Source organism: Streptomyces tamarix (assembly GCF_032423885.1).
In the GTDB taxonomy this organism is placed as follows: domain Bacteria; phylum Actinomycetota; class Actinomycetes; order Streptomycetales; family Streptomycetaceae; genus Streptomyces; species Streptomyces tamarix.
Genome location: NZ_JAWCTQ010000072.1, coordinates 1 through 19,124, shown reverse-complemented (window position 1 = coordinate 19,124; position 19,124 = coordinate 1). Strand labels below are relative to the sequence as shown.

The 19,124-nt window shown below is 73.1% G+C and carries 15 protein-coding genes; 4 read left to right on the top strand and 11 right to left on the bottom strand.

From position 1 onward, the window contains the following. Window positions 1-424: 424 nt before the first annotated feature. A complete protein-coding gene (locus tag RND61_RS31575; protein ID WP_315881598.1) occupies window positions 425-1,282 on the top strand; it encodes a methyltransferase in 858 nt (285 codons plus the stop codon). Between the two features lie 536 nt (window positions 1,283-1,818). Here the strand turns inward: RND61_RS31575 and RND61_RS31570 are convergent. From RND61_RS31570 to RND61_RS31540, 7 genes are all read right to left on the bottom strand, one after another. Further along, window positions 1,819-2,727 (bottom strand): aldehyde dehydrogenase family protein, encoded by a 909-nt coding sequence (locus RND61_RS31570; protein WP_315881597.1) that lies wholly within the window; start codon window positions 2,725-2,727, stop codon window positions 1,819-1,821. Then, complete coding sequence (locus tag RND61_RS31565; protein WP_315881596.1) at window positions 2,727-4,184, bottom strand: aldehyde dehydrogenase family protein; 1,458 nt, start codon at window positions 4,182-4,184, stop codon at window positions 2,727-2,729. Before RND61_RS31565 ends, RND61_RS31570 begins: the two co-directional genes overlap by 1 nt. Before the next feature lie 5 nt (window positions 4,185-4,189). Beyond that, window positions 4,190-5,140 carry a deoxyribose-phosphate aldolase gene (gene deoC / locus RND61_RS31560; RefSeq protein ID WP_315881600.1) on the bottom strand — a complete coding sequence of 317 codons (951 nt, stop codon included), beginning with the start codon at window positions 5,138-5,140 and terminating at the stop codon, window positions 4,190-4,192. A 450-nt stretch (window positions 5,141-5,590) separates the two neighbouring features. Continuing rightward, window positions 5,591-6,988: a hypothetical protein gene (locus RND61_RS31555; protein ID WP_315881595.1), complete on the bottom strand. Its 1,398-nt coding sequence runs from the start codon at window positions 6,986-6,988 to the stop codon at window positions 5,591-5,593. After that, complete coding sequence (locus RND61_RS31550) at window positions 6,985-7,965, bottom strand: ornithine cyclodeaminase family protein (protein WP_315881594.1); 981 nt, start codon at window positions 7,963-7,965, stop codon at window positions 6,985-6,987. Before RND61_RS31550 ends, RND61_RS31555 begins: the two co-directional genes overlap by 4 nt. 103 nt (window positions 7,966-8,068) lie before the next feature. Beyond that, window positions 8,069-9,325, bottom strand: coding sequence for an MFS transporter (locus RND61_RS31545; protein ID WP_315881593.1), 1,257 nt, complete (start codon window positions 9,323-9,325; stop codon window positions 8,069-8,071). After that, window positions 9,322-10,332 carry an iron-containing redox enzyme family protein gene (locus RND61_RS31540; RefSeq protein ID WP_315881592.1) on the bottom strand — a complete coding sequence of 337 codons (1,011 nt, stop codon included), beginning with the start codon at window positions 10,330-10,332 and terminating at the stop codon, window positions 9,322-9,324. The genes RND61_RS31545 and RND61_RS31540 overlap by 4 nt, the downstream gene beginning before the upstream one ends. A 435-nt stretch (window positions 10,333-10,767) precedes the next feature. On the opposite strand from RND61_RS31540, the gene RND61_RS31535 reads away from it, so the two are divergent. After that, window positions 10,768-11,358: a PH domain-containing protein gene (locus tag RND61_RS31535; protein ID WP_315881591.1), complete on the top strand. Its 591-nt coding sequence runs from the start codon at window positions 10,768-10,770 to the stop codon at window positions 11,356-11,358. Window positions 11,359-11,503: 145 nt separating this feature from the next. Here RND61_RS31535 and RND61_RS31530 read toward each other — a convergent pair whose 3' ends face one another. From RND61_RS31530 to RND61_RS31520, 3 genes are all read right to left on the bottom strand, one after another. After that, window positions 11,504-13,174, bottom strand: a complete 1,671-nt coding sequence (locus RND61_RS31530; protein WP_315881590.1) for a phospho-sugar mutase — start codon at window positions 13,172-13,174, stop codon at window positions 11,504-11,506. A 237-nt stretch (window positions 13,175-13,411) separates the two neighbouring features. After that, a complete protein-coding gene (locus tag RND61_RS31525) occupies window positions 13,412-14,236 on the bottom strand; it encodes a purine-nucleoside phosphorylase (protein ID WP_315881589.1) in 825 nt (274 codons plus the stop codon). A 100-nt stretch (window positions 14,237-14,336) separates the two neighbouring features. After that, window positions 14,337-14,774, bottom strand: a complete 438-nt coding sequence (locus RND61_RS31520) for a gamma-glutamylcyclotransferase (protein WP_315881588.1) — start codon at window positions 14,772-14,774, stop codon at window positions 14,337-14,339. Window positions 14,775-15,062: 288 nt separating this feature from the next. On the opposite strand from RND61_RS31520, the gene RND61_RS31515 reads away from it, so the two are divergent. Both RND61_RS31515 and RND61_RS31510 read left to right on the top strand, forming a co-directional pair. Then, window positions 15,063-16,502, top strand: a complete 1,440-nt coding sequence (locus tag RND61_RS31515) for an NAD(P)H-quinone dehydrogenase (protein ID WP_315881599.1) — start codon at window positions 15,063-15,065, stop codon at window positions 16,500-16,502. A 178-nt stretch (window positions 16,503-16,680) separates the two neighbouring features. Then, window positions 16,681-17,634 carry a DeoR/GlpR family DNA-binding transcription regulator gene (locus RND61_RS31510; RefSeq protein ID WP_315881587.1) on the top strand — a complete coding sequence of 318 codons (954 nt, stop codon included), beginning with the start codon at window positions 16,681-16,683 and terminating at the stop codon, window positions 17,632-17,634. Window positions 17,635-17,978: 344 nt separating this feature from the next. On the opposite strand, the gene RND61_RS31505 is transcribed toward RND61_RS31510, so the two are convergent. Next, on the bottom strand, window positions 17,979-18,542 hold the full coding sequence (locus RND61_RS31505; protein ID WP_315881586.1) for a TetR/AcrR family transcriptional regulator: 564 nt from the start codon (window positions 18,540-18,542) through the stop codon (window positions 17,979-17,981). Between the last annotated feature and the right edge of the window lie 582 nt (window positions 18,543-19,124).

Sequence of the window (19,124 nt, the reverse complement as noted above, 5' to 3'; positions counted from 1 at the left end):
GCTCCGTCGCCGCGTGCGGGCCGTGGGTGGCTGGGGTGGAGGGGGGGCCGGGGGCTCCCCTCGGCCGGTCGGTCACCCGGAGGGCTACCCGGAACCCGGCGGGGCCGCCAGGCCGAGCCGCTTCGCGGTCGCGCGAGCGCGAGCCTGGCAGCCCCACCGGAACCCGGGTACGGGCGAGCCTGCCCGACCGACCGAGGGGAGCCCCCGCCCACCGGGCGGAGCCGTGGCGGACACCGCCCGGCGAGGCCGCCGCCGGTGGGGCGGAAACCGCCCCTGACCTGCGAAAACATGTGATCCAGATCACCCGTCGAGACCCCCGTTTCGAGTGGACCCGGACCCCTTAATGAGGCAGAATTAGTGATGTCGGAAGGGGATGGCAGCCCCGGACGACGAACCCCGAACCTTCAACACCAGGGAGAGCGCGATGGCGAAGCTGACCAAGGAGCAAGAGCGACTGCACCGCGAGGCGGCGCGGCTGGTCAAGCTGGACCGGGATCTGACGGAGGAGGAGCGGGAAACCGTGCTCGACCACTGGCAGGAGTCCAGCACGACCAGCAACAGCCTGGACGGCGCGTTCTTCACCCCGGAGGACTTGGCGCTCGAACTCAGGTTGGAGGTGTGCGGGCAGAGGGTCATCGACCTGTGCGCGGGCATCGGACGCCTGGCCTGGGCCCTGCGGGACAAGTGGAGCCGAGAGTGGGAGGGGCTGCCACCGCGCGAGCTGGTGTGCGTCGAGAAGAACCCGGCGTACGTGGAGGTGGGGCGGAAGGTCGTACCGGAAGCCCGCTGGATCTGCGCCGACATTCTCACTCTGGACCCGGCGGCGCTGGGGCGCTTTGACTACGCGGTCGCCAACCCGCCGTTCGGCCGAGTGGAGCGGGCGGGGAACGGCCCCCGATACCGGGGCCCCAACTTCGAGTTCCACGCGATCGACGTTGCGTCCACCGTCGCCAGAAAGGGGGTGTTCATCATCCCCCAGATGTCCAGCCCGTTCAGGACGTCGGGCGTCCCGTGTTACGAGGAGCAGCGCAGCACCGCGTACGAGCGCTTCCACCTGGAGACCGGATTCACCCTGTGCTCCCGCGTGGGCATCGACACGTCCGCATACGCGGACGGGTGGCGAGGCGTCAGCCCGCGCACAGAGGTGGTGTTCGCTGACTTCGAGGACGCGGAAGAGGGCCTGTTGCCGGTCCCCGCCCCGCGCTCTGTGTCGACCCCGCGGACCGCCGTGCCCAAGCCGACGGCAGCCAGGTACGAGTACGTGGAAGCGGCGCTGTTCTGAGACGGCCCCTTGGGGGGCGCCGCCCGCCCCCCGGTCGAGCTGGCCGGGGGACGGGCGGCGCCGTCGCGGCGGTGGCGGACACGCCTGGCGGCGTGGCGGTGTTGTGGCCCGGTGCGTGCTCGCCGGCTCCGGCCTCCTTCGTCGGCCGGTGCCGTCGGCACCGGGCCGTGGACGCGCCTGGCGGCGCGGCCCCTTCTTGTTCGTCCCCTTCGGGGCCGGCGGCCGCGCGGCGGCCGGGGTCCGCGGGGCGGACCAGGCCCTCCTTCGTCGGGCCGAAGCGGACGCCCCTGGCGGGGCGACGACCATGTTTCGGGTCCGCTGGCGCGGACCGCCGGGGTCCGCCCGTGGTCGAGCGGCGCCGACACCGGGCAGCACCAGGTCGAGGTCGAGGTGAACAGCAACGCCTCCGGCGGGCGCCGGGCCTGCCCAAGGGGAGCGGGGCTTTGTCGCCGTGCGCGGGCCGGTGGGTGGCTGGGGTGCGGGGGTGGGGGGGGGGGGGGCCCCGCCGCACGGGGTGGGCCGGGGCGCGGCGCCGCTCAGTACGCCGAGCCGGACACGCCCAGGGAACCCGTCGGGTGCCAGACCGTCTTGGTCTCCAGGAACGCCGTGAGGCGGCCCGTACCGGGGTCGGCGGTCCAGTCGCCGCCGCCCGCGTCCCGGGGGCGCAGGACGCGCTTCAGGTTGTCGGCGGCCGCGACCTCCAGGTCGCGGGCGAGCTCGGGGCCCGCGCCCGTGAGGTCGACGGCGTTGACGTCCTGGTGCGCGGCGAGCGGCGCGGCGATCTCCGCCGTACGGCCCGACAAGATGTTCACGACCCCGCCCGGCACGTCCGACGTGGCCAGCACCTCGGCCAGCGACAGGGCGGGCAGCGGGGCCTTCTCGCTGGCCACGACGACCGCCGTGTTGCCCGTCGCGATCACCGGGGCGACCACCGACACCAGGCCCAGCAGCGACGACTCCTGCGGGGCGACGACGGCGACGACACCGGTCGGCTCCGGCGTGGACAGGTTGAAGAACGGCCCCGACACGGGGTTGGCGCCGCCGAGGACCTGGCTCACCTTGTCCGTCCAGCCCGCGTACCAGACCCAGCGGTCCACGGCGGCCTCGACGACCTCGGCGGCCTTCGACTTCGACAGGCCCTCCGCGGCCGCCACCTCGCGGACGAACTGGCCCTTGCGGCCCTCCATCATCTCGGCGACCCGGTACAGGATCTGGCCGCGCAGGTACGCCGTGGCGCCGGACCAGCCGCCGAACGCCTTGCGGGCGGCGACGACCGCGTCCCGCGCGTCCTTGCGGGAGGAGAGCGGCGCGTTCGCCAGCCACGTGCCCTTGCTGTCTGTCACCTCGTACACCCGGCCGCTCTCACTGCGGGGGAACTTTCCCCCGACGTACAGCTTGTAGGTCTTGAAGACGCTCAGACGGTTGTGGTCGTCGACGTTGCTCATCAGCGCTCGCCCTCCGGGCTCGACGGGGCGAGGTACGCCTCCAGACCGTGCCGGCCGCCCTCGCGGCCGAATCCCGACTCCTTGTAGCCGCCGAACGGCGACGTCGGGTCGAGCTTGTTGAACGTGTTGGCCCAGACGACACCCGCGCGGAGCTTGTCCGCGACCGCGAGGATGCGGGAGCCCTTCTCGGACCAGATGCCCGCCGACAGGCCGTACGGGCTGTTGTTCGCCTTGGCGACGGCCTCGGCCGGCGTGCGGAACGTCAGCACCGACAGGACCGGGCCGAAGATCTCGTCGCGGGCGACGGTGTGCGCCTGCGTGACGCCCGTGAACAGCGTCGGCGCGAACCAGTAGCCCGTCGACGGCAGCTCGCAGGCGGGCGACCAGCGCTCGGCGCCCTCCGCCTCGCCGGTCTCCGCGAGCGCCGTGATGCGGGCGAGCTGCTCCGCCGAGTTGATCGCGCCGATGTCCGTGTTCTTGTCCAGCGGGTCGCCGAGGCGCAGCGTCGACAGGCGGCGCTTCAGGGCGTCCAGGAACTCGTCCTGCACCGACTCCTGGACCAGGAGGCGGGAGCCCGCGCAGCAGACCTGGCCCTGGTTGAAGAAGATGCCCGTGACGATGCCCTCGACGGCCTGGTCGATCGGGGCGTCGTCGAAGACGATGTTGGCGCCCTTGCCGCCCAGCTCCAGCGTGAGCTTCTTGCGGGTGCCCGCGACCTTCCGGGCGATGGCCTTGCCGACGGCGGTGGAGCCGGTGAAGGCCACCTTGTCGACGTCCGGGTGCTCGACCAGCGCGGCGCCGGCGTCCCCGTACCCGGGGAGGATGTTGACGACGCCCCTGGGCAGCCCGGCCTGGCGGCAGACGTCCGCGAAGAACAGCGCGGACAGCGGGGTCGTCTCGGCCGGCTTGAGGACGACCGTGTTGCCCGCGGCGAGCGCCGGGGCGATCTTCCAGGCCAGCATCAGCAGCGGGAAGTTCCAGGGGATGACCTGGCCGGCCACGCCCAGCGGCTTCGGGTCGGGGCCGAAGCCCGCGTGGCCGAGCTTGTCGGCCCAGCCCGCGTAGTAGAAGAAGTGCCCGGCGACCAGGGGGAGGTCGTGGTCGCGGGTCTCCCTGATCGGCTTGCCGTTGTCCAGGGTCTCCAGGACGGCCAGCTCGCGGGAGCGCTCCTGGATGATCCGCGCGATGCGGAAGAGGTACTTGGCGCGCTCGGAGCCGGGCAGCGCCGACCACTTCCCGAACGCCTTCCGGGCCGCGCGCACGGCGCGGTCCACGTCCTCGGCACCGGCCCGCGCGACCTCGGAGAGGACCTCCTCGGAGGAGGGGGAGACCGTCTTGAAGACCTTGCCGTCCGCCGCGTCGGTGAACTCGCCGTCGATGAACAGGCCGTACGACGGCGCGATGTCGACGACCGAGCGGGACTCGGGAGCGGGTGCGTACTCGAATGCAGATGCCATGGTGATCAGTCCACCGTCACGTAGTCGGGACCGGAGTACCGTCCGGTGGCCAGCTTCTGTCGCTGCATGAGCAGGTCGTTCAGCAGGCTCGACGCGCCGAAGCGGAACCAGTGGTCGTCCAGCCAGTCCTCGCCCACGGTCTCGTTGACCAGGACCAGGAACTTGATCGCGTCCTTGGAGGTGCGGATGCCGCCCGCGGGCTTCACACCCACCTGGATACCCGTCTGGGCGCGGAAGTCGCGCACGGCCTCCAGCATCAGGAGCGTGTTGGCGGGGGTGGCGTTGACCGCGACCTTGCCGGTCGAGGTCTTGATGAAGTCGGCGCCCGCGAGCATGCCGAGCCAGGAGGCGCGGCGGATGTTGTCGTACGTGGAGAGCTCGCCGGTCTCGAAGATGACCTTCAGCCGGGCGAGGCCGGCGGCCTCCTTCACGGCGCGGATCTCCTCGTACACCTTCAGGTAGTTCCCGGCGAGGAACGCGCCGCGGTCGATCACCATGTCGACCTCGTCCGCCCCGGCGGCGACGGCGTCGCGGGTGTCCGCGAGCTTCACGTCGAGCGCGGCGCGGCCGGCGGGGAAGGCGGTGGCGACGGAGGCGACCTTCACGTCCGTCGAGCCGGCGGCGGCGAGGGCGGCCTTGGCGGTCGCCACCATGTCGGGGTAGACGCAGACCGCGGCCGTGTGCGGCGTGGCCCGGTCGGTCGGGTCGGGACGGACGGCCTTGGCGGCGAGCGCCCGGACCTTGCCCGGGGTGTCCGCGCCTTCGAGCGTCGTCAGGTCGATCATCGAGATGGCCAGGTCGATGGCGTACGCCTTGGCCGTGGTCTTGATCGAGCGCGTACCGAGCGCGGCGGCACGCGCCTCGAGGCCGACGGCATCCACGCCGGGCAGCCCGTGGAGGAAGCGGCGCAGAGTGCTGTCGGACGCGGTCACGTCAGCAAGTGCATTGGTGGGCATGGTCACCAGGGGAGCATATCTACGCGCGTAGCGGCCTGTACAGTCCCCGGCGCCCGCCCTGCCCGAATGTGACCCGGAAGGCCCGGCCGCTGGAGGGCGGGGCCTTTGGGGCTGCCGGGCGCGTGAGGCGTTGGACCGCCGGGCTGCCGGGCTGCCGGGCTGCCGGGCTGCCGGGCTGCCGGGCCGCTGGGCCGCCGGAGCCTCGGGTGGCTGGACTGCCGGGCCCTTGGGTGGTGGGGCCGCCGGGCTCCTGGGCTGCCGGTGCGCCGGGCTGTTGGTGTGCCGGACTGTCGGGTCTTTGGGCTGCCGGGTTTCTGAGGCGCCGGGCCGCCGGGCCGCCGGGCCGCCGGGCTGCCGGGCCGCCGGTGTGCCGGACTGTCGGGCTCTTGGGGTTCCGGGCCGCGTCCGGAGTCCGTCCCGGGCCCGCGCGCTCAACGGTCGGGGCGGCCGTCAACGCTCCTCTTCGCTCCCGGAAGGGGACGGACTCGGCGGGGAGGCGGTGCGGTACGCGGTGTAGGAGCGCAGGCCGAGCCGCTCCAGCCAGGCGTCTCCGGCGACGGCGTAGGTGAGGACCGGGTAGTGCCACGTCCGCAGGTCCGTCAGGGTTTCGCGGAGCGCCCAGCGCGTCCACACCCGGACGGGGTCCTGCTGGGGGTCGGCCTCGTCGGCTTCGCCGGCTTCGTCGTGGCGGAGCAGTTCGGCCGCGAGCTCACCGAGCGGCAGGGTCCGTCGGCCGCCGACCAGCGGCTGGAAGAGCTCGTCCACGCGGACCTCCGTCCGGCAGGAGCCGAGGGACTCCAACCAGTCGGTGTCGAAGAACACCTGGCTGGAGCCGCTCGCGAGCCCGCGGTAGGCGTACTCGCGGGCCAGGATCGTGCTCCGGGTCGCCGTCGTCCTCGGCAGGGCCATCCCGGCGGCCCCTTCCAGGACGAGGATCTTGGGGGCGACGACCTGGTCCTGAGCGGGCCGTCCCGCACGGGTCAGGTCGGTGCGCACGCCGTCGGTGAGTCCGACCGTGTAGTAGGGGAGCGGGTGGTCGGCGTCGACGCGTCTGCTGCCCTGGAGCGCCGCCGCCGCGTTGTAGACGTCGACGGTCCCCGGGTCGCCCCGGAGGAAGCGCGGCAGCAGCCGGCCCCCGTCGGGTGGTACCAGGTCGCGTGCCGCGGACAGGACGGGGGCGTCGCCGCCCACGAGGTCCAGGCTGCGGCGCAGGCACTGCCGGAAGTAGTCCAGCAGGCTTCCCTCCGGTCGGGGTTCCGGCATGAGGTGGCGGAGCCTGCGCAGCGCCGGCTCGTGGTCCCGGGGGCGCGGCAGGGTGCGCAGGACGGCTTCTTCGTGCTTGGCGATGATGTCGCGGAGCCCGGGCGCGGCGATCCGCATGGGGACGGCGGTGATCGCCAGGTCGGGGCCGGCCAGGCTCCACATGCCGTGCTCGCGGGAGGTCTCGCGGACGAGTCGCTCGACGGTCGTGGAGCGGTGCCGGGCCAGTACGGCGAGCGGCATCCGGCGGTCCAGCGCCGCGTAGTCGGCGCGCGCGAGGTTCGCGAAGAGCAGCCCGTCGGGGCAGAAGGCGGCCAGCGGGCGGCAGTTGGTCCAGCCCTTCTTGCTCAGCACCTCCTTGCGGATGACGCGGAACTCCCGCAGCTCCTCCTTCCCACGGGCGACCCCCGCGTTGTCGATGTCGTCGATGACGTACGTCCCGGCACCGCGGAACGCGAAGGCGATCGCCGGCGCGATCGTCCACGGGCCCTGGTACAGGGCGAGCGGGGGGACCGCCGAGGGCGCCACGTCGACCAGGCCCGCACCTGCGAGAGGACCTGTCCGGTGGCCGGTCGCGACCGTGCTCACGTCTCGCCCTCGCCCTCCGGTCGCGGGTGGAACGGGAAGTCGACGCCGACCCCGTCCCTGAGCGCCGCCCGGTAGGCGGTCCAGGAGAGCACGAGGTCCTGCCAGGGCAGTCCGACGGGGGTGTAGACCGTCACCTGTTCGGCATCGGTTCGCGCCGGGACCGTCCCTTCGACGACCTGGCCCAGGACGCCTGCGGCGTCCTCGCGCCGCAGGCCCGCACTGCCCAGCGCACCGGACGTCAGGGCCAGGTCGAGGTCGTCCACGATGACCCGCGCGTGCCGCAGCAACTCGGCATCGAGCTCGGTCTTGCCCGGTTCGTCCGCTCCCAGCGAGGTGATGTGCGCGCCCGGCCGGACGTCGGGAAGGCGCAGCAGCGGGCGGCGGGACCAGGTCGCGACGACGATGCTGTCGCAGTCGCGGGCGACCTCCCGCGCGCTGCCGACGACCCGGCACGCGAGCCCGGCCCGCTGCCAGGCCGCGGCCATCCGGTGGGCCCGCCGGTCGTCGACGTCGTGGATGACGGCTTCCTCCACCGTGCGCAGCCGGGTCAGCCCGCGCAGCGTCATGTCCGCCTGGGCCCCGGCGCCGATGATCCCCACGGTGTGCGCTCCGGCCGCGCTGAGCAGGTCGGTGGCCAGGGCCGCCGACAGCCCGGTCCGCCACGCGGTCACGAAGGCGGAGTCCAGCAGGGCGAGCAACCGCCCCGTCCCCAGGTCGTGGAGGCAGACGACGCCGGAGATCGCCGGGGCGGCGCCGGGGAACTTCGCGTTCACCTTGACCGTGTAGGCGGGGATGCCCGTCAGCAGCCCCGGCAGCAGTACGGCGATGCTCCCCGGCGATGCCGGCAGGTCCTGGTGGACGCGCCGCGGGGGTGCCGGCGCGGCGAGGGCGGCGGCGAAGCCCCGGCGCAGCGCCCGGACACCGGCCCGCGGTGTGAGCAGCCGGCGCAGTTCGGCGGCGCCGAGCAGCAGTGTCACGAGAGAACCCCCGCCTCCCACCGGCGTCGGAACCGGACGGCCGCCAGCCTACCGAAGGCCGTGGCGGCGGCTCCCGCGACGAGCGGGGGTGTGCGCAGCATCGTCACGGGGCGCCCTTCCCCAAGACCGCTCCCGCCCGGCCGCATACGGCGACGACGGCGCCCAGGGCCGTGGAGACGAGACCGGCGAACAGCAGTGCCGTGTCGACACCGAGGAACCTGCCGAGCACCACGGCCGAGACGGCGCTGCCGAGGAACGCTCCCCCGTAGGCGACGGACCGGCAGGTCCCGGCCACGCGCCCCAGCAGCTCCCCGGGAACGACGGTCTGCCGCATGGCACGCCAGTACACGGTGTAGAGCACCGTGCCGGTGGCGAAGGCGACCTGCGCGAGGACGACGGCGCCCAGCGACGTGAGGACCCCCAGGCCGGCCACGGCCACACCTTGCAGGGCCACCGACAGCCCCATGACCACGAGGTGGCCGCGGGAGGGCGCCTTCCAGGACAGCAGGAGCGCGATGGCGACGGACGTCACCCCGGACGCCGCGAACACGAGCCCCACGGTGTCCGCTCCCAGGCCGAGGTCGTGCTGCATGCGGTAGACCACCATGGGCTCGTACGCGCCGAACACGAAGTTGACCACGGTGCTCATGAGGACGCCGACGCGGACGGCGGTGTCGCCGGTGACGAGGTACCGCATCCCGGTGGCCAGATCGCGCCACTGGCTCGCCAGGCCCCCACGGGCGGGTTCCGCGGGGCGCGCCGGTGAGGTGATGCGGTGGAGCAGCAGGTAGGCCACGACGAAGGAGACGCTGTTGATCAGTACGGCCTGCTCGGGGGCGAGACGGCTGACGGCGAATCCCGCCGCCGCGGGCCCCAGTACGACGCAGGCCGTTCGCGACGCCTCGGTGGCGGCGTTCGCGCGGGGCAGCCTGTGGTGGGGGACGAAGTGGGGCAGGGCGCTGTCGAAGCTCGCCGCGGCCACCGGAGCCATGAGGCCCAGCAGGACCGCCGTCACGGCCAGGCCCGCGACGCCGACGTGCGTGGCGGAGAACACCGCGTAGGCCAGCAGCAGCGTCAGCGCCGAGCACAGGTAGCACAGCCGGAGCAGCCTGACGCGGTCCTGGCGGTCGGCCAGCACGCCTCCCCAGACGCCCATGAGGACCTGCGGGAGCAGGGCACAGGCGTAGACGAGGCTCATGGCCGAGGCCGTCCCGCCCACCTGGTAGACGATCAGCGGCACGGCGAGGACGTAGAACTCGTCCCCGGCGACGTTGACCGTGTACGCGGTCCAGAGGCGGGCGAAGCGGCCTGCCGGAACGGCGGACGGCGGGCGGGACTTCGGGAGCGGCTCTGTCGTCACAGGCTGAAGTAGTCGACCTTCAGACGGGGGATGTAGTTGGACACGTCCGAGTAGTACAGGATGATCCCGTCGTTGTACTGGTCGAACGAGTGCTTGAGGTCGTGCAGGTTGTTGACCGCGCGGTGCGCCTGCTCCGCGGGGACGTACTTGCGTCCCTCCAGGGCCTCCTCCAGCAGGCCGGTGTGGTTCGCCTCGACGTCCGTCCTGACGTGGGAGACCAGCGGTTCGAGGCAGTCCTTCGGATAGCCGTAGGCCTCGGCCAGCCGCTGCAGGGTCTCGGCGCCTTCGACGGTCTCCGTGCCGCGGGCCTCGAAGAGCTTCGTGCACGCCAGGTACCCGAGGGTGTCCTCCCGCGCGATCTCGCAGAGGTTGTTGATCCACGACCAGGTGCCGATGATGGGGTGGGCGTTCTCGACCTCTTCCTTGGTCAGACCCATGCGGATGAGGCTGTCCCGGGCCATCCAGGCATGATCGTATTCCTCGGCGAGGTACTCCGAGAGCAGCCTCTTCCACTGCGGGTCCGAGCAGTGGGCGATGGCCGTGGAGATGTGACGGCTCGCCGAGTTTATGTAGTGGTACGTTTCCAGGATGAGTCCCAGGAAGACCTCCTTGCGGTACTCCTGGTTTTCCAGCCCGGACCACAGGCGGTGGTAGCCGATCTGCTCGGTCCACATGGCCGTGGACTTGTCGATCTGCTTCAGGAACACGTCGACGGGGATGTTCTCCAGTTCGGGATTCTCCTCGCGCAGCAGTCCTTGCTCCGCGAATGCGTTGACTATCCCGAGCACATCTTCCGGGGTGACGTTCGTGATCTCCGAGATCTGCTGGACCGTGTGGCGGCCGTCCAGGTAGCGCTTGAGGTTCAGGAAGTCCTTGAGCTGCGCACCGTGCTGCTCCAGCTGGAAGTGCTGGTCACCGACGATCATGAGCACGTCGTCCCCGGTGCTGGGGACGAAGAAGGTGCAATGCCTGAGACGCGGGCGGAATTCCAGGTCACGCTTGAGCATGCGGCGATCCTTTCTTCAAGCAATGGAGGGGAGGCACATGAGTGTGCCTCCCCTCCGTCACTGATGGTCGTCAGCCACAGAGAACGGCACCAGCGACCTTGCTCATCGCGGGCTTCTCGACCGGCTTGATGGTGATGGACATGAGAATCACCTTGCCCTCTCTAGAGGAAGAAGACCGGATTTTCCGGCCCGTAGAAAAAGCTAGGCGCACATGTACGGTCCATCAACACCGAAATCAGAATTTTACGTTCCGGCGGCTTGATGTATTCCCTCAGGCTCATTCTTTTTGGCACTTTTGTCCGGGTTCGTGTGGCGCGTGAGGGGGGATCGTCCCCCTCCATTTGGCGCGAAACGGGCGGTGGCCGATCCGTCGGCCGGTTCGCGCCGGGGCGACCGCGCACCGGCCCGGGGAGGGGGTGGGGCAGAATCGGGCGCATGACACGCCCTGAGCAGCCCGGGAAGCCCGGGGACCCGTCCGAGCCCGCCTACGCCGACCGCGTCTACCGGTCGCCGCTGGCCATGGTGGGGGGTGCGCTGCTGCTCGGCATCGGCCTGTGGATGGGCGGCGACGCCCTGTTCCGCGGTGACGGCCGTGCGCCCTGGACGGCGGCCGCCGCGTTGCTGCTGGGGGTGCCGCTGGTGGTGGCGTTCACCTTCCGCCCCGCCGTGTTCGCCAACGACGACCGGATGCGGATCCGCAACCCCTTCCGCACCGTCGTCGTGCCCTGGGCGGCGGTGGAGTCGTTGCGGGCCGTGTACACGACCGAGGTCGTGACGCGCGGTGGGGCCAAGTACCAGTTGTGGGCCGTGCCGGTCTCGATGCGGCAGCGCAAGCTCAAGGTGCGCAGTGGCGGGAAGGTCCTGGTCGGCGCCGAGAGCACCCTGCAGGAGTTGCGTACGCTCGTCGAGCAGAACGCCGTCCGTCCCACCGCGAAGGGCGAGCCCGAGTCCCGCTGGGCGTACGAGGTCATCGCCCCCGCCCTGGCCGGACTGGTCGCCCTGACCGCCCTCCTGGCCACGGGCTGAGGCGGGCCGGGACGGACTGAGGCGAATCGAGGCGGGCCGGCAGGGGCCGGCGCGAGCCGGGGCGAAGGCGGGAAACCGGGAAAACCGGGAAACGCGAGGGTGCCGGGGAGCCCGCGGGCTCCCCGGCACCCTCGTGCCGTACGGCTCAGATGCCCGCGGCCGTCGCCAGGTCGCGCTTCAGGGCGTCCAGGGTCCGGGCCGCGCGGGTGCGGGCGTCCGCCAGCGCCCCCGCGCCGGCGACCGGGACGATGACCTCCAGGTAGCACTTCAGCTTGGGCTCCGTGCCGCTCGGGCGGACGATGATCCGCGCCTCGTACTCGCCCTCCAGGTAGTACCGCAGGCCGTCCGTGGGCGGCAGGTCCCCGGCGCCCCGCGCCAGGTCCTCCGCGCGCGCCACCGCCAGGCCCGCCAGCCGCGTCGGCGGCGCCTCCCGCAGGCGGCGCATCGCGTCGGCGATCACGCCCAGGTCCTGGACGCGGACCGAGAGCTGGTCCGTCGCGTGCAGGCCGTGCTCGACGGCCAGGTCGTCCAGCAGGTCCGTCAGCGTGCGGCCCCGCTCCTTCAGCTCCGACGCCAGCTCCGCGACCGCCAGCGCCGCCGTGATGCCGTCCTTGTCGCGGACGCCCTCCGGGTCGACGCAGTAGCCGAGCGCCTCCTCGTAGCCGTACCGCAGGCCCTCGACGCGGGCGATCCACTTGAAGCCCGTCAGGGTCTCCGCGTGCCCCACGCCGGCCGCCGCCGCGATCCGGCCCAGCAGCGACGACGACACGATCGACTCGGCGAACACGCCCTTCGCGCCCTTGCGCACCAGGTGCGTCGCGAGCAGCGCGCCCACCTCGTCGCCGCGCAGCATCCGCCACCCGCCGTCGGCCGCCGCGTCCGGTACGGCCACCGCGCAGCGGTCCGCGTCCGGGTCGTTGGCGATGACGAGGTCCGGGCCCGCCTCGCGCGCCTTCGCGAAGGCCAGGTCCATCGCGCCCGGCTCCTCCGGGTTCGGGAACGCGACCGTCGGGAACGCCGGGTCCGGCTCCGCCTGCTCCTCGACCAGCACCGGCGCGGGGAAGCCCGCCCGCGCGAACGCCGCCAGCAGCACGTCCTTGCCGACGCCGTGCATCGCCGTGTACACGACCCGCGCCGTGCGCGGCGTGCCCGGCGTCAGCACCTCGTCCGTGCGGGCCAGGTACGCGTCCAGCACCTCGTCGCCGAGGACCTCCCAGCCGTCCGGGGCGCGCTCCACGTCCGCCAGGGACCGCACCGCGGCGATCTCCGCGGCGATCTCCGCGTCCGCCGGCGGCACGATCTGCGAACCGTCGCCCAGGTACACCTTGTAGCCGTTGTCGCGGGGCGGGTTGTGGCTCGCGGTCACCTCGACGCCGGCGACCGCGCCCAGGTGCCTTATGGCGTACGCCAGGACGGGCGTCGGCAGCGGACGCGGCAGCAGCGCGGCCCGGAGCCCTGCGGCGACCATCACGGCGGCCGTGTCACGGGCGAAGTCGGCCGACTTGTAGCGGGCGTCGTACCCGATCACCACGAGGCCGTCCGCCCGGCCCTTCGCCTTCAGGTACGCGGCGAGTCCCGCCGCGGCGCGGATGACCACCGAGCGGTTCATCCGCATGGGCCCCGCGCCCAGCTCGCCGCGCAGCCCGGCCGTGCCGAACTGCAGCGTGCCGGCGAAGCGGGCGGCGAGCTCGTCGAGGTCCCGGTCCGCGAGGAGCCGCGCCAGCTCGCCGCGGGTCTCCTCGTCGGGGTCCTCGGCCAGCCACGCCTCCGCCTGCGCGATGAGGTCCTGCTGGTCCTGCTGCAGGTTCTGCTGCACGGGGTCTGCCTCTCTGGTGTCGTCGTACGCGGTCCCGTCGTACGCGGTCCCGGCACATGCGGTCCCGGCGTACGCGGTGGTGTCATGCGCGGCGGTGCGGTACGCGGTGGTGCCGCACGCGCCGCGCGATCGGGGTGAAGGTCTGGTACCCGGTGCCCGCCGGACCACGGCACCCCGCCGCACGGCCGCGGCCGGGCCGCCCCCGCCCGGGGTCCGGCCCGGCCGCGCGGAGGTGCCTCAGATGCGCTCCAGCACGCGGGTGAGCAGGTCGCCCATCCGCGCGGCCGAGTCGCGGCCCGCCTGGAGGACCTCCTCGTGGTTCAGCGGCTCACCTGAAAGGCCCGCGGCCAGATTGGTGACGAGGGAGATGCCGAGGATCTCCGCGCCCGCCTCGCGCGCCGCGATGGCCTCCAGGACCGTGGACATGCCGACCAGGTCGCCGCCGAGCACGCGGACCATGTTGATCTCGGCCGGGGTCTCGTAGTGCGGGCCGGGGAACTGGACGTAGACGCCCTCCTCCAGGGAAGGGTCCACCTCCTTGCACAGGGCGCGCAGCCGCGGCGAGTACAGGTCGGTCAGGTCGACGAAGTTCGCGCCTTCGATGGGCGAGGCCGCCGTCAGGTTGATGTGGTCGCTGATCAGGACCGGCTGGCCGGGGCGCATGCCCTCGCGCAGGCCGCCGCAGCCGTTGGTGAGGACGACGATCCCGCAGCCCGCCGCGACGGCGGTGCGCACGCCGTGGGCGACGGCGGCGACGCCGCGGCCCTCGTAGAAGTGCGTGCGGCCGAGGAAGACCAGGGCGCGCTTCTCGCCCACGCGGTACGAGCGGACCCTGCCGCCGTGCCCCTCGACGGCCGGCGGGGGGAAGCCCGGCAGCTCGGTGACCGGGAACTCGGCTTCGGGGGCGCCGAGCGCGTCGGCGGCCGGGGCCCAGCCGGAACCCATCACGAGGGCGACGTGGTGCTTCTCGGCGCCCGTCAGCTCGCGCAGGCGCGCGGCGGCGGCCCGGGCGAGGGTGCGGGGGTCGTCCTGGCGGTGGTCCGGGATAACAGATGCGTTCACGCGGATGAGGGTAACCCGTCCGGGCCTACGCGCGTAGATGACAGGGCCCACGGTGTTCGTATCGTTGTCTTGTGGGTTTCGACGAACGGGCGGGCCGCGGTCAGCAGGGGCGTTTGCGCAGCTCCATCACGTAGTCGTGGGGCGCGCCCGCGGACTCGGCGGCGTCGGCGATCTCGCCCAGGTAGCGGGCGGAGGGGAGGCCGCCCTCGTACCCGTTGAGGACGTACACCCAGGCGGGCTCCTCGCCGTCCAGGGTGTGCACGCGGACCCGCATGCGCCGGTAGACGTCGAGGCCGACGCCCTCCCAGCGGTCCATCGAGTCCTCGTCCATCGGGGCGATGTCGTACAGGGCGACGAAGACCTGCGAGCGCGGGGCCTCCACGATCGTGGCCAGCGCCCCCTCCCAGCCCATCTGCTCGCCGCCGAAGGTCAGCCGCCAGCCGTTCAGCCAGCCCGTGCCGCGCAGCGGGGAGTGCGGGGCGCGGCGGGTCATCAGCCGCGCGTCGAGGTTGCCGGCGTACGCGGCGTAGAGCGACATGGGTCGAGGGTACGGGAGGCCCCGCCTCCCCCGCCCCCTCGCCTCGCACGTGCGGCTTCGCCCCCGGGCCCCGTCTGCGCCCGGCCCCGGCGCGCCCGCGCGCGGCCCGCGGCGGGAGGCCGTGGGGGACACCCCGGGCTGAGGCCGGGGGCGGGGTGCGGGAGAATGACGCTGGATCGAACAGTGCGGGACAATGACGTACGTACTCCCATCCCATGAGGACAACCCCGACCCCTGGGCCCACCCGTCCGCGGGGTCGCCGTGACGAGAGCGCGAGGCGTGACCCCAGTGACCCGGATCGTGATCATCGGTGGCGGACCCGGCGGATACGAGGCGGCCCTGGTGGGCGCCCAGCTCGGCGCGGAGGTGACCGTCGTCGACTGCGACGGCCTCGGCGGAGCGTCCGTCCTGACCGACTGCGTCCCTTCGAAGACCCTCATCGCGACGGCCGAGGTCATGACGACCTTCGACTCCTCGTACGAGGAACTGGGCATCATCGTCGCCGACGACACCCCGCACCAGGAGCAGGCCGCCCGCGTCGTCGGCGTCGACCTCGGCAAGGTGAACCGCCGTGTGAAACGCCTCGCGCTCGCCCAGTCGCACGACATCACCGCCTCCGTCACCCGCGCCGGCGCCCGCGTGGTGCGCGGCCGGGGCCGCCTCGACGGGGCGCAGGACCTCGACGGCTCCCGCCGCGTCGTCGTCACCGCCGCGGACGGCACGGAGGAGACGATCACCGCCGACGCCGTGCTCATCGCGACCGGCGGCCACCCCCGCGAGATCCCCGACGCCCAGCCCGACGGCGAGCGCATCCTCAACTGGACGCAGGTGTACGACCTGGACGAGCTGCCCGAGGAGCTCATCGTGGTCGGCTCCGGCGTGACCGGCGCCGAGTTCGCGGGCGCCTACCAGGCGTTGGGCTCGCGCGTCACGCTGGTCTCGTCGCGCGACCGCGTGCTGCCCGGTGAGGACCCGGACGCCGCCGCCGTGCTGGAGGACGTGTTCCGCCGCCGCGGCATGAACGTCATGGCCCGCTCCCGCGCCCAGTCCGCGAAGCGCGTCGGCGACCGCGTGGAGGTCACCCTCGCGGACGGCCGCGTCATCTCCGGCACGCACTGCCTGATGGCGGTCGGCGCCGTCCCCAACACGGCCGGCATGGGCCTGGAGGAGGCGGGCGTCCGCCTCAGGGACTCCGGCCACATCTGGACCGACAAGGTGTCCCGCACGTCCGCGCCCGGCGTGTACGCGGCCGGTGACGTGACCGGCGTCTTCGCCCTCGCGTCGGTCGCCGCCCAGCAGGGCCGCATCGCGATGTACCACTTCCTCGGCGAGACGGTCGCGCCGCTGAACCTGAAGACGGTCTCCTCGAACGTCTTCACCGACCCGGAGATCGCCACCGTCGGCTACACGCAGGCCGACGTCGACGCCGGCACGATCGACGCCCGCGTCGTCAAGCTGCCGCTGCTGCGCAACCCGCGCGCGAAGATGCAGGGCATCCGGGACGGCTTCGTGAAGATCTTCTGCCGTCCGGGCACGGGCATCGTCGTCGGCGGCTGCGTCGTCGCGCCGCGGGCGAGCGAGCTGATCCACCCGATCTCGATCGCCGTCGACAACAACCTGACGGTCGAGCAGATCGCGAACGCGTTCACCGTCTACCCGTCGCTGTCGGGCTCGATCGCGGAGGTGGCACGGCAGCTGCACACCCGGAAGACCACCGCGGAGGCGTGAGGCCGGGGCCGCCGGGGGACAACCCCCGGCAACCCCCGGCAAGTCGGGACATCGAGCGATCACGGATCGCTCACAGACAGAACCGCCTATAGCACTTGGCGACCTTGTCTGTTCGCAACTTCTCGGAATCGGCCCGTACGCCTGCAAAGGGCCGGCGGCTGGGGTTACTGTCAGTTTCGTGTTCGCTGCAGAACGTCGTCAGTTGATCCTTGAAATGGTGCGTGCCAACGGGGCGGTCTCGCTCCGGGAGCTCGCCCGTGTCGTCCAGACCTCCGAAGTGACCGTACGGCGGGACGTGCGGGCGCTCGAGGCCGAAGGACTCCTCGACCGCCGGCACGGCGGTGCGGTACTGCCGGGCGGTTTCACGCGAGAGTCCGGCTATCCGCAGAAATCCCACCTCGCGGCGGCGGAGAAGACGGCGATCGCCGACGTCGCCGCCGGGCTCGTCCAGGAGGGCGAGGCGATCGTCGTCGGCGCCGGTACGACGACGCAGGAGCTGGCCCGCCGGCTCGCCCGCGTCCCGGGGCTGACCGTGGTGACCAACTCCCTGCTGGTCGCCCAGGCGCTCGCGCACGCCAACCGCGTCGAGGTGGTCATGACCGGTGGGACGCTGCGCGGTTCCAACTACGCACTGGTCGGCAGCGGCGCGGAGCAGTCCCTGCACGGGCTGCGGGTGTCGCGGGCGTTCCTGTCCGGCGCGGGGCTCACCGCGGAGCGCGGGCTGTCCACGTCGAACATGCTCTCCGCGAGCGTCGACCGGGCCCTGGTGCAGGCGGCGACGGAGGTCGTGGTCCTCGCGGACCACACCAAGCTCGGCGCGGACACGATGTTCCAGACCGTCCCCACGGAGATGATCACGCGTCTGGTGACGGACGAGCCGCCCGCCCACGACGACCGGGCGGGGATGGAGCTCCAGGCACTCGCGGACCAGGGCGTCCAGATCACCGTCGCGGGCGGCGGGCCCGGCGCGTCCGCCGCGGCCGACGCGCGGCAGGCCCGCCATCCGCGCCGGGACGTCCCCCTCCCCGGCCAGCGCGGCACCCGCCACCCGGGCCCCCAGCTCCGCAGCGCCCCCCTGCCCCCGGACTCCCCGGAGCGCCAGGCCCGCGTCGCCGACCTCCGGCGCCGCTGATCCCGCGGCCCCCTCCGGGGAGGGGCCGGGAGCCTCCACGGCGCCGCGCCTGCGCGCCTTCGCGGCCGACCGGTCACGGGTCACCGGTCGGCCGCGAGGGCACGAAGGCGGGCCGACGGCCCCGAGAGCGCCACGCCGGCGGCGTGCCGTACGCGGCGGTCACGCCGAGGAAGGACGTCTCCCCGTACGGGGTGCGAGAAGCGGCGGCACCGCGATGCCCACCGGGGCCGGGCCCACCGGGTCCGGGCCGGGCGACGGCGGGTGGGCGGACGCCTCCTCGTACGGGTCCCGCAGGTCGGGGCGGCCGGTGGCGGCGGCCTGACGGCGGTGACGGCCCGCGGGCTTCAGGGCTTCACGCCGCGCAGGGTCAGGGTCAGGAGGCGGTCCGCGAGGGCGTCGTCGTCCGGGTTCTGCTCGGCCGCCAGAGCTATCGCGTTCGTCAGTTGCAGCAGGTCGCCGATGGACACGTCGTGCCGCACCGCGCCCGCCTCCTGCGCGCGGGTCAGCAGGCGGGCGCCCGCCTCGCGGAGCGGGTCGTTGCACTGCGACAGGGCCGAAGTCGGGTCGTACGAGGCCGACATCAGCGCCCGCGCCAGGCCGCGGTACTCACCCGCGTGGGTGACGACCGCGCGGAGCCACTCCACGAGCGCCGTGCACGGCTCGTCCGCCCCCGCCAGTTCGCGGGAGCGGGCCAGCAGGGCCGTCACGGCGTCCTGGAACACCGCGTTCATCAGGGCGTGCCGGTTGGGGAAGTGGCGGTACAGCGTGCCGATTCCCACGCCCGCGCGCCGCGCGATGTCCTCCAGCGCCGCGTCCGTACCGTGCTCGGCGAAAGCCGTGCGCGCCACGCGCAGCAGCCGCTCGTGGTTGCGGCGGGCGTCGGCGCGCATCGGCCTGGTCGTCGTCATCCGGCGGTCCTCCCTCGTCCCTCCAGGATGCCATCGCGCACGAACGGGGAACCGGAGGGCCGTGTGAGTCGGGAGGGGAGAGGCTACCCTCCCGGGCCCCTCGCGGGCCGGGGGCCGTACGGGTGATGAGGGGGCGGGTGTCCCCGTAGGCCGCTCGTGGGGGCGGAGGGGTGTCGTGGGCGTCAGGGCCGTGCGTGGCTGGTGGGGCCGGAGGGCTCTGCGGGCCGGGAGGGGGAGGGTGCCCCCGTGGGCCGCTCGTGGGGCGAAGGGGCGGGTGGGTGTCTCCGTAAGTCGCCCGTGGGGGTGGAGAGGCGCGCGGGTGTCGGGAGGGCGATCGTGCGCGCTCCGCGGAACCGGAAGACCCTCTGGGCCGGGAGGGGGGTGGGTGCCCCCCTGGGTTACTCGTGGGGCCGGAGGGGCGCGTGACTCGTGGGGCGGAGGGCCCTTGTGGGTCGGGAGGGGGTGGGTGCCCTCCTGGGTTGCTCGTGGGGTCGGAGGGCCTTTGCGGGCCGGGAGGGGGCGGGTGCCCCCGTGGGCCGCTCGTGGAGCCGAAGGGGCGCGCGGGTGTGGGGGGGGGGGGAA

Bases quoted from the DNA above. Each gene is read 5' to 3' on its own strand.
- RND61_RS31565 (WP_315881596.1), bottom strand. From the start codon at position 4,184: ATGGCATCTGCATTCGAGTACGCACCCGCTCCCGAGTCCCGCTCGGTC.
- RND61_RS31540 (WP_315881592.1), bottom strand. From the start codon at position 10,332: ATGCTCAAGCGTGACCTGGAATTCCGCCCGCGTCTCAGGCATTGCACC.
- RND61_RS31570 (WP_315881597.1), bottom strand. From the start codon at position 2,727: ATGAGCAACGTCGACGACCACAACCGTCTGAGCGTCTTCAAGACCTAC.
- deoC (WP_315881600.1), bottom strand. From the start codon at position 5,140: ATGCCCACCAATGCACTTGCTGACGTGACCGCGTCCGACAGCACTCTG.
- RND61_RS31535 (WP_315881591.1), top strand. From the start codon at position 10,768: ATGACACGCCCTGAGCAGCCCGGGAAGCCCGGGGACCCGTCCGAGCCC.
- RND61_RS31520 (WP_315881588.1), bottom strand. From the start codon at position 14,774: ATGTCGCTCTACGCCGCGTACGCCGGCAACCTCGACGCGCGGCTGATG.
- RND61_RS31575 (WP_315881598.1), top strand. From the start codon at position 425: ATGGCGAAGCTGACCAAGGAGCAAGAGCGACTGCACCGCGAGGCGGCG.
- RND61_RS31505 (WP_315881586.1), bottom strand. From the start codon at position 18,542: ATGACGACGACCAGGCCGATGCGCGCCGACGCCCGCCGCAACCACGAG.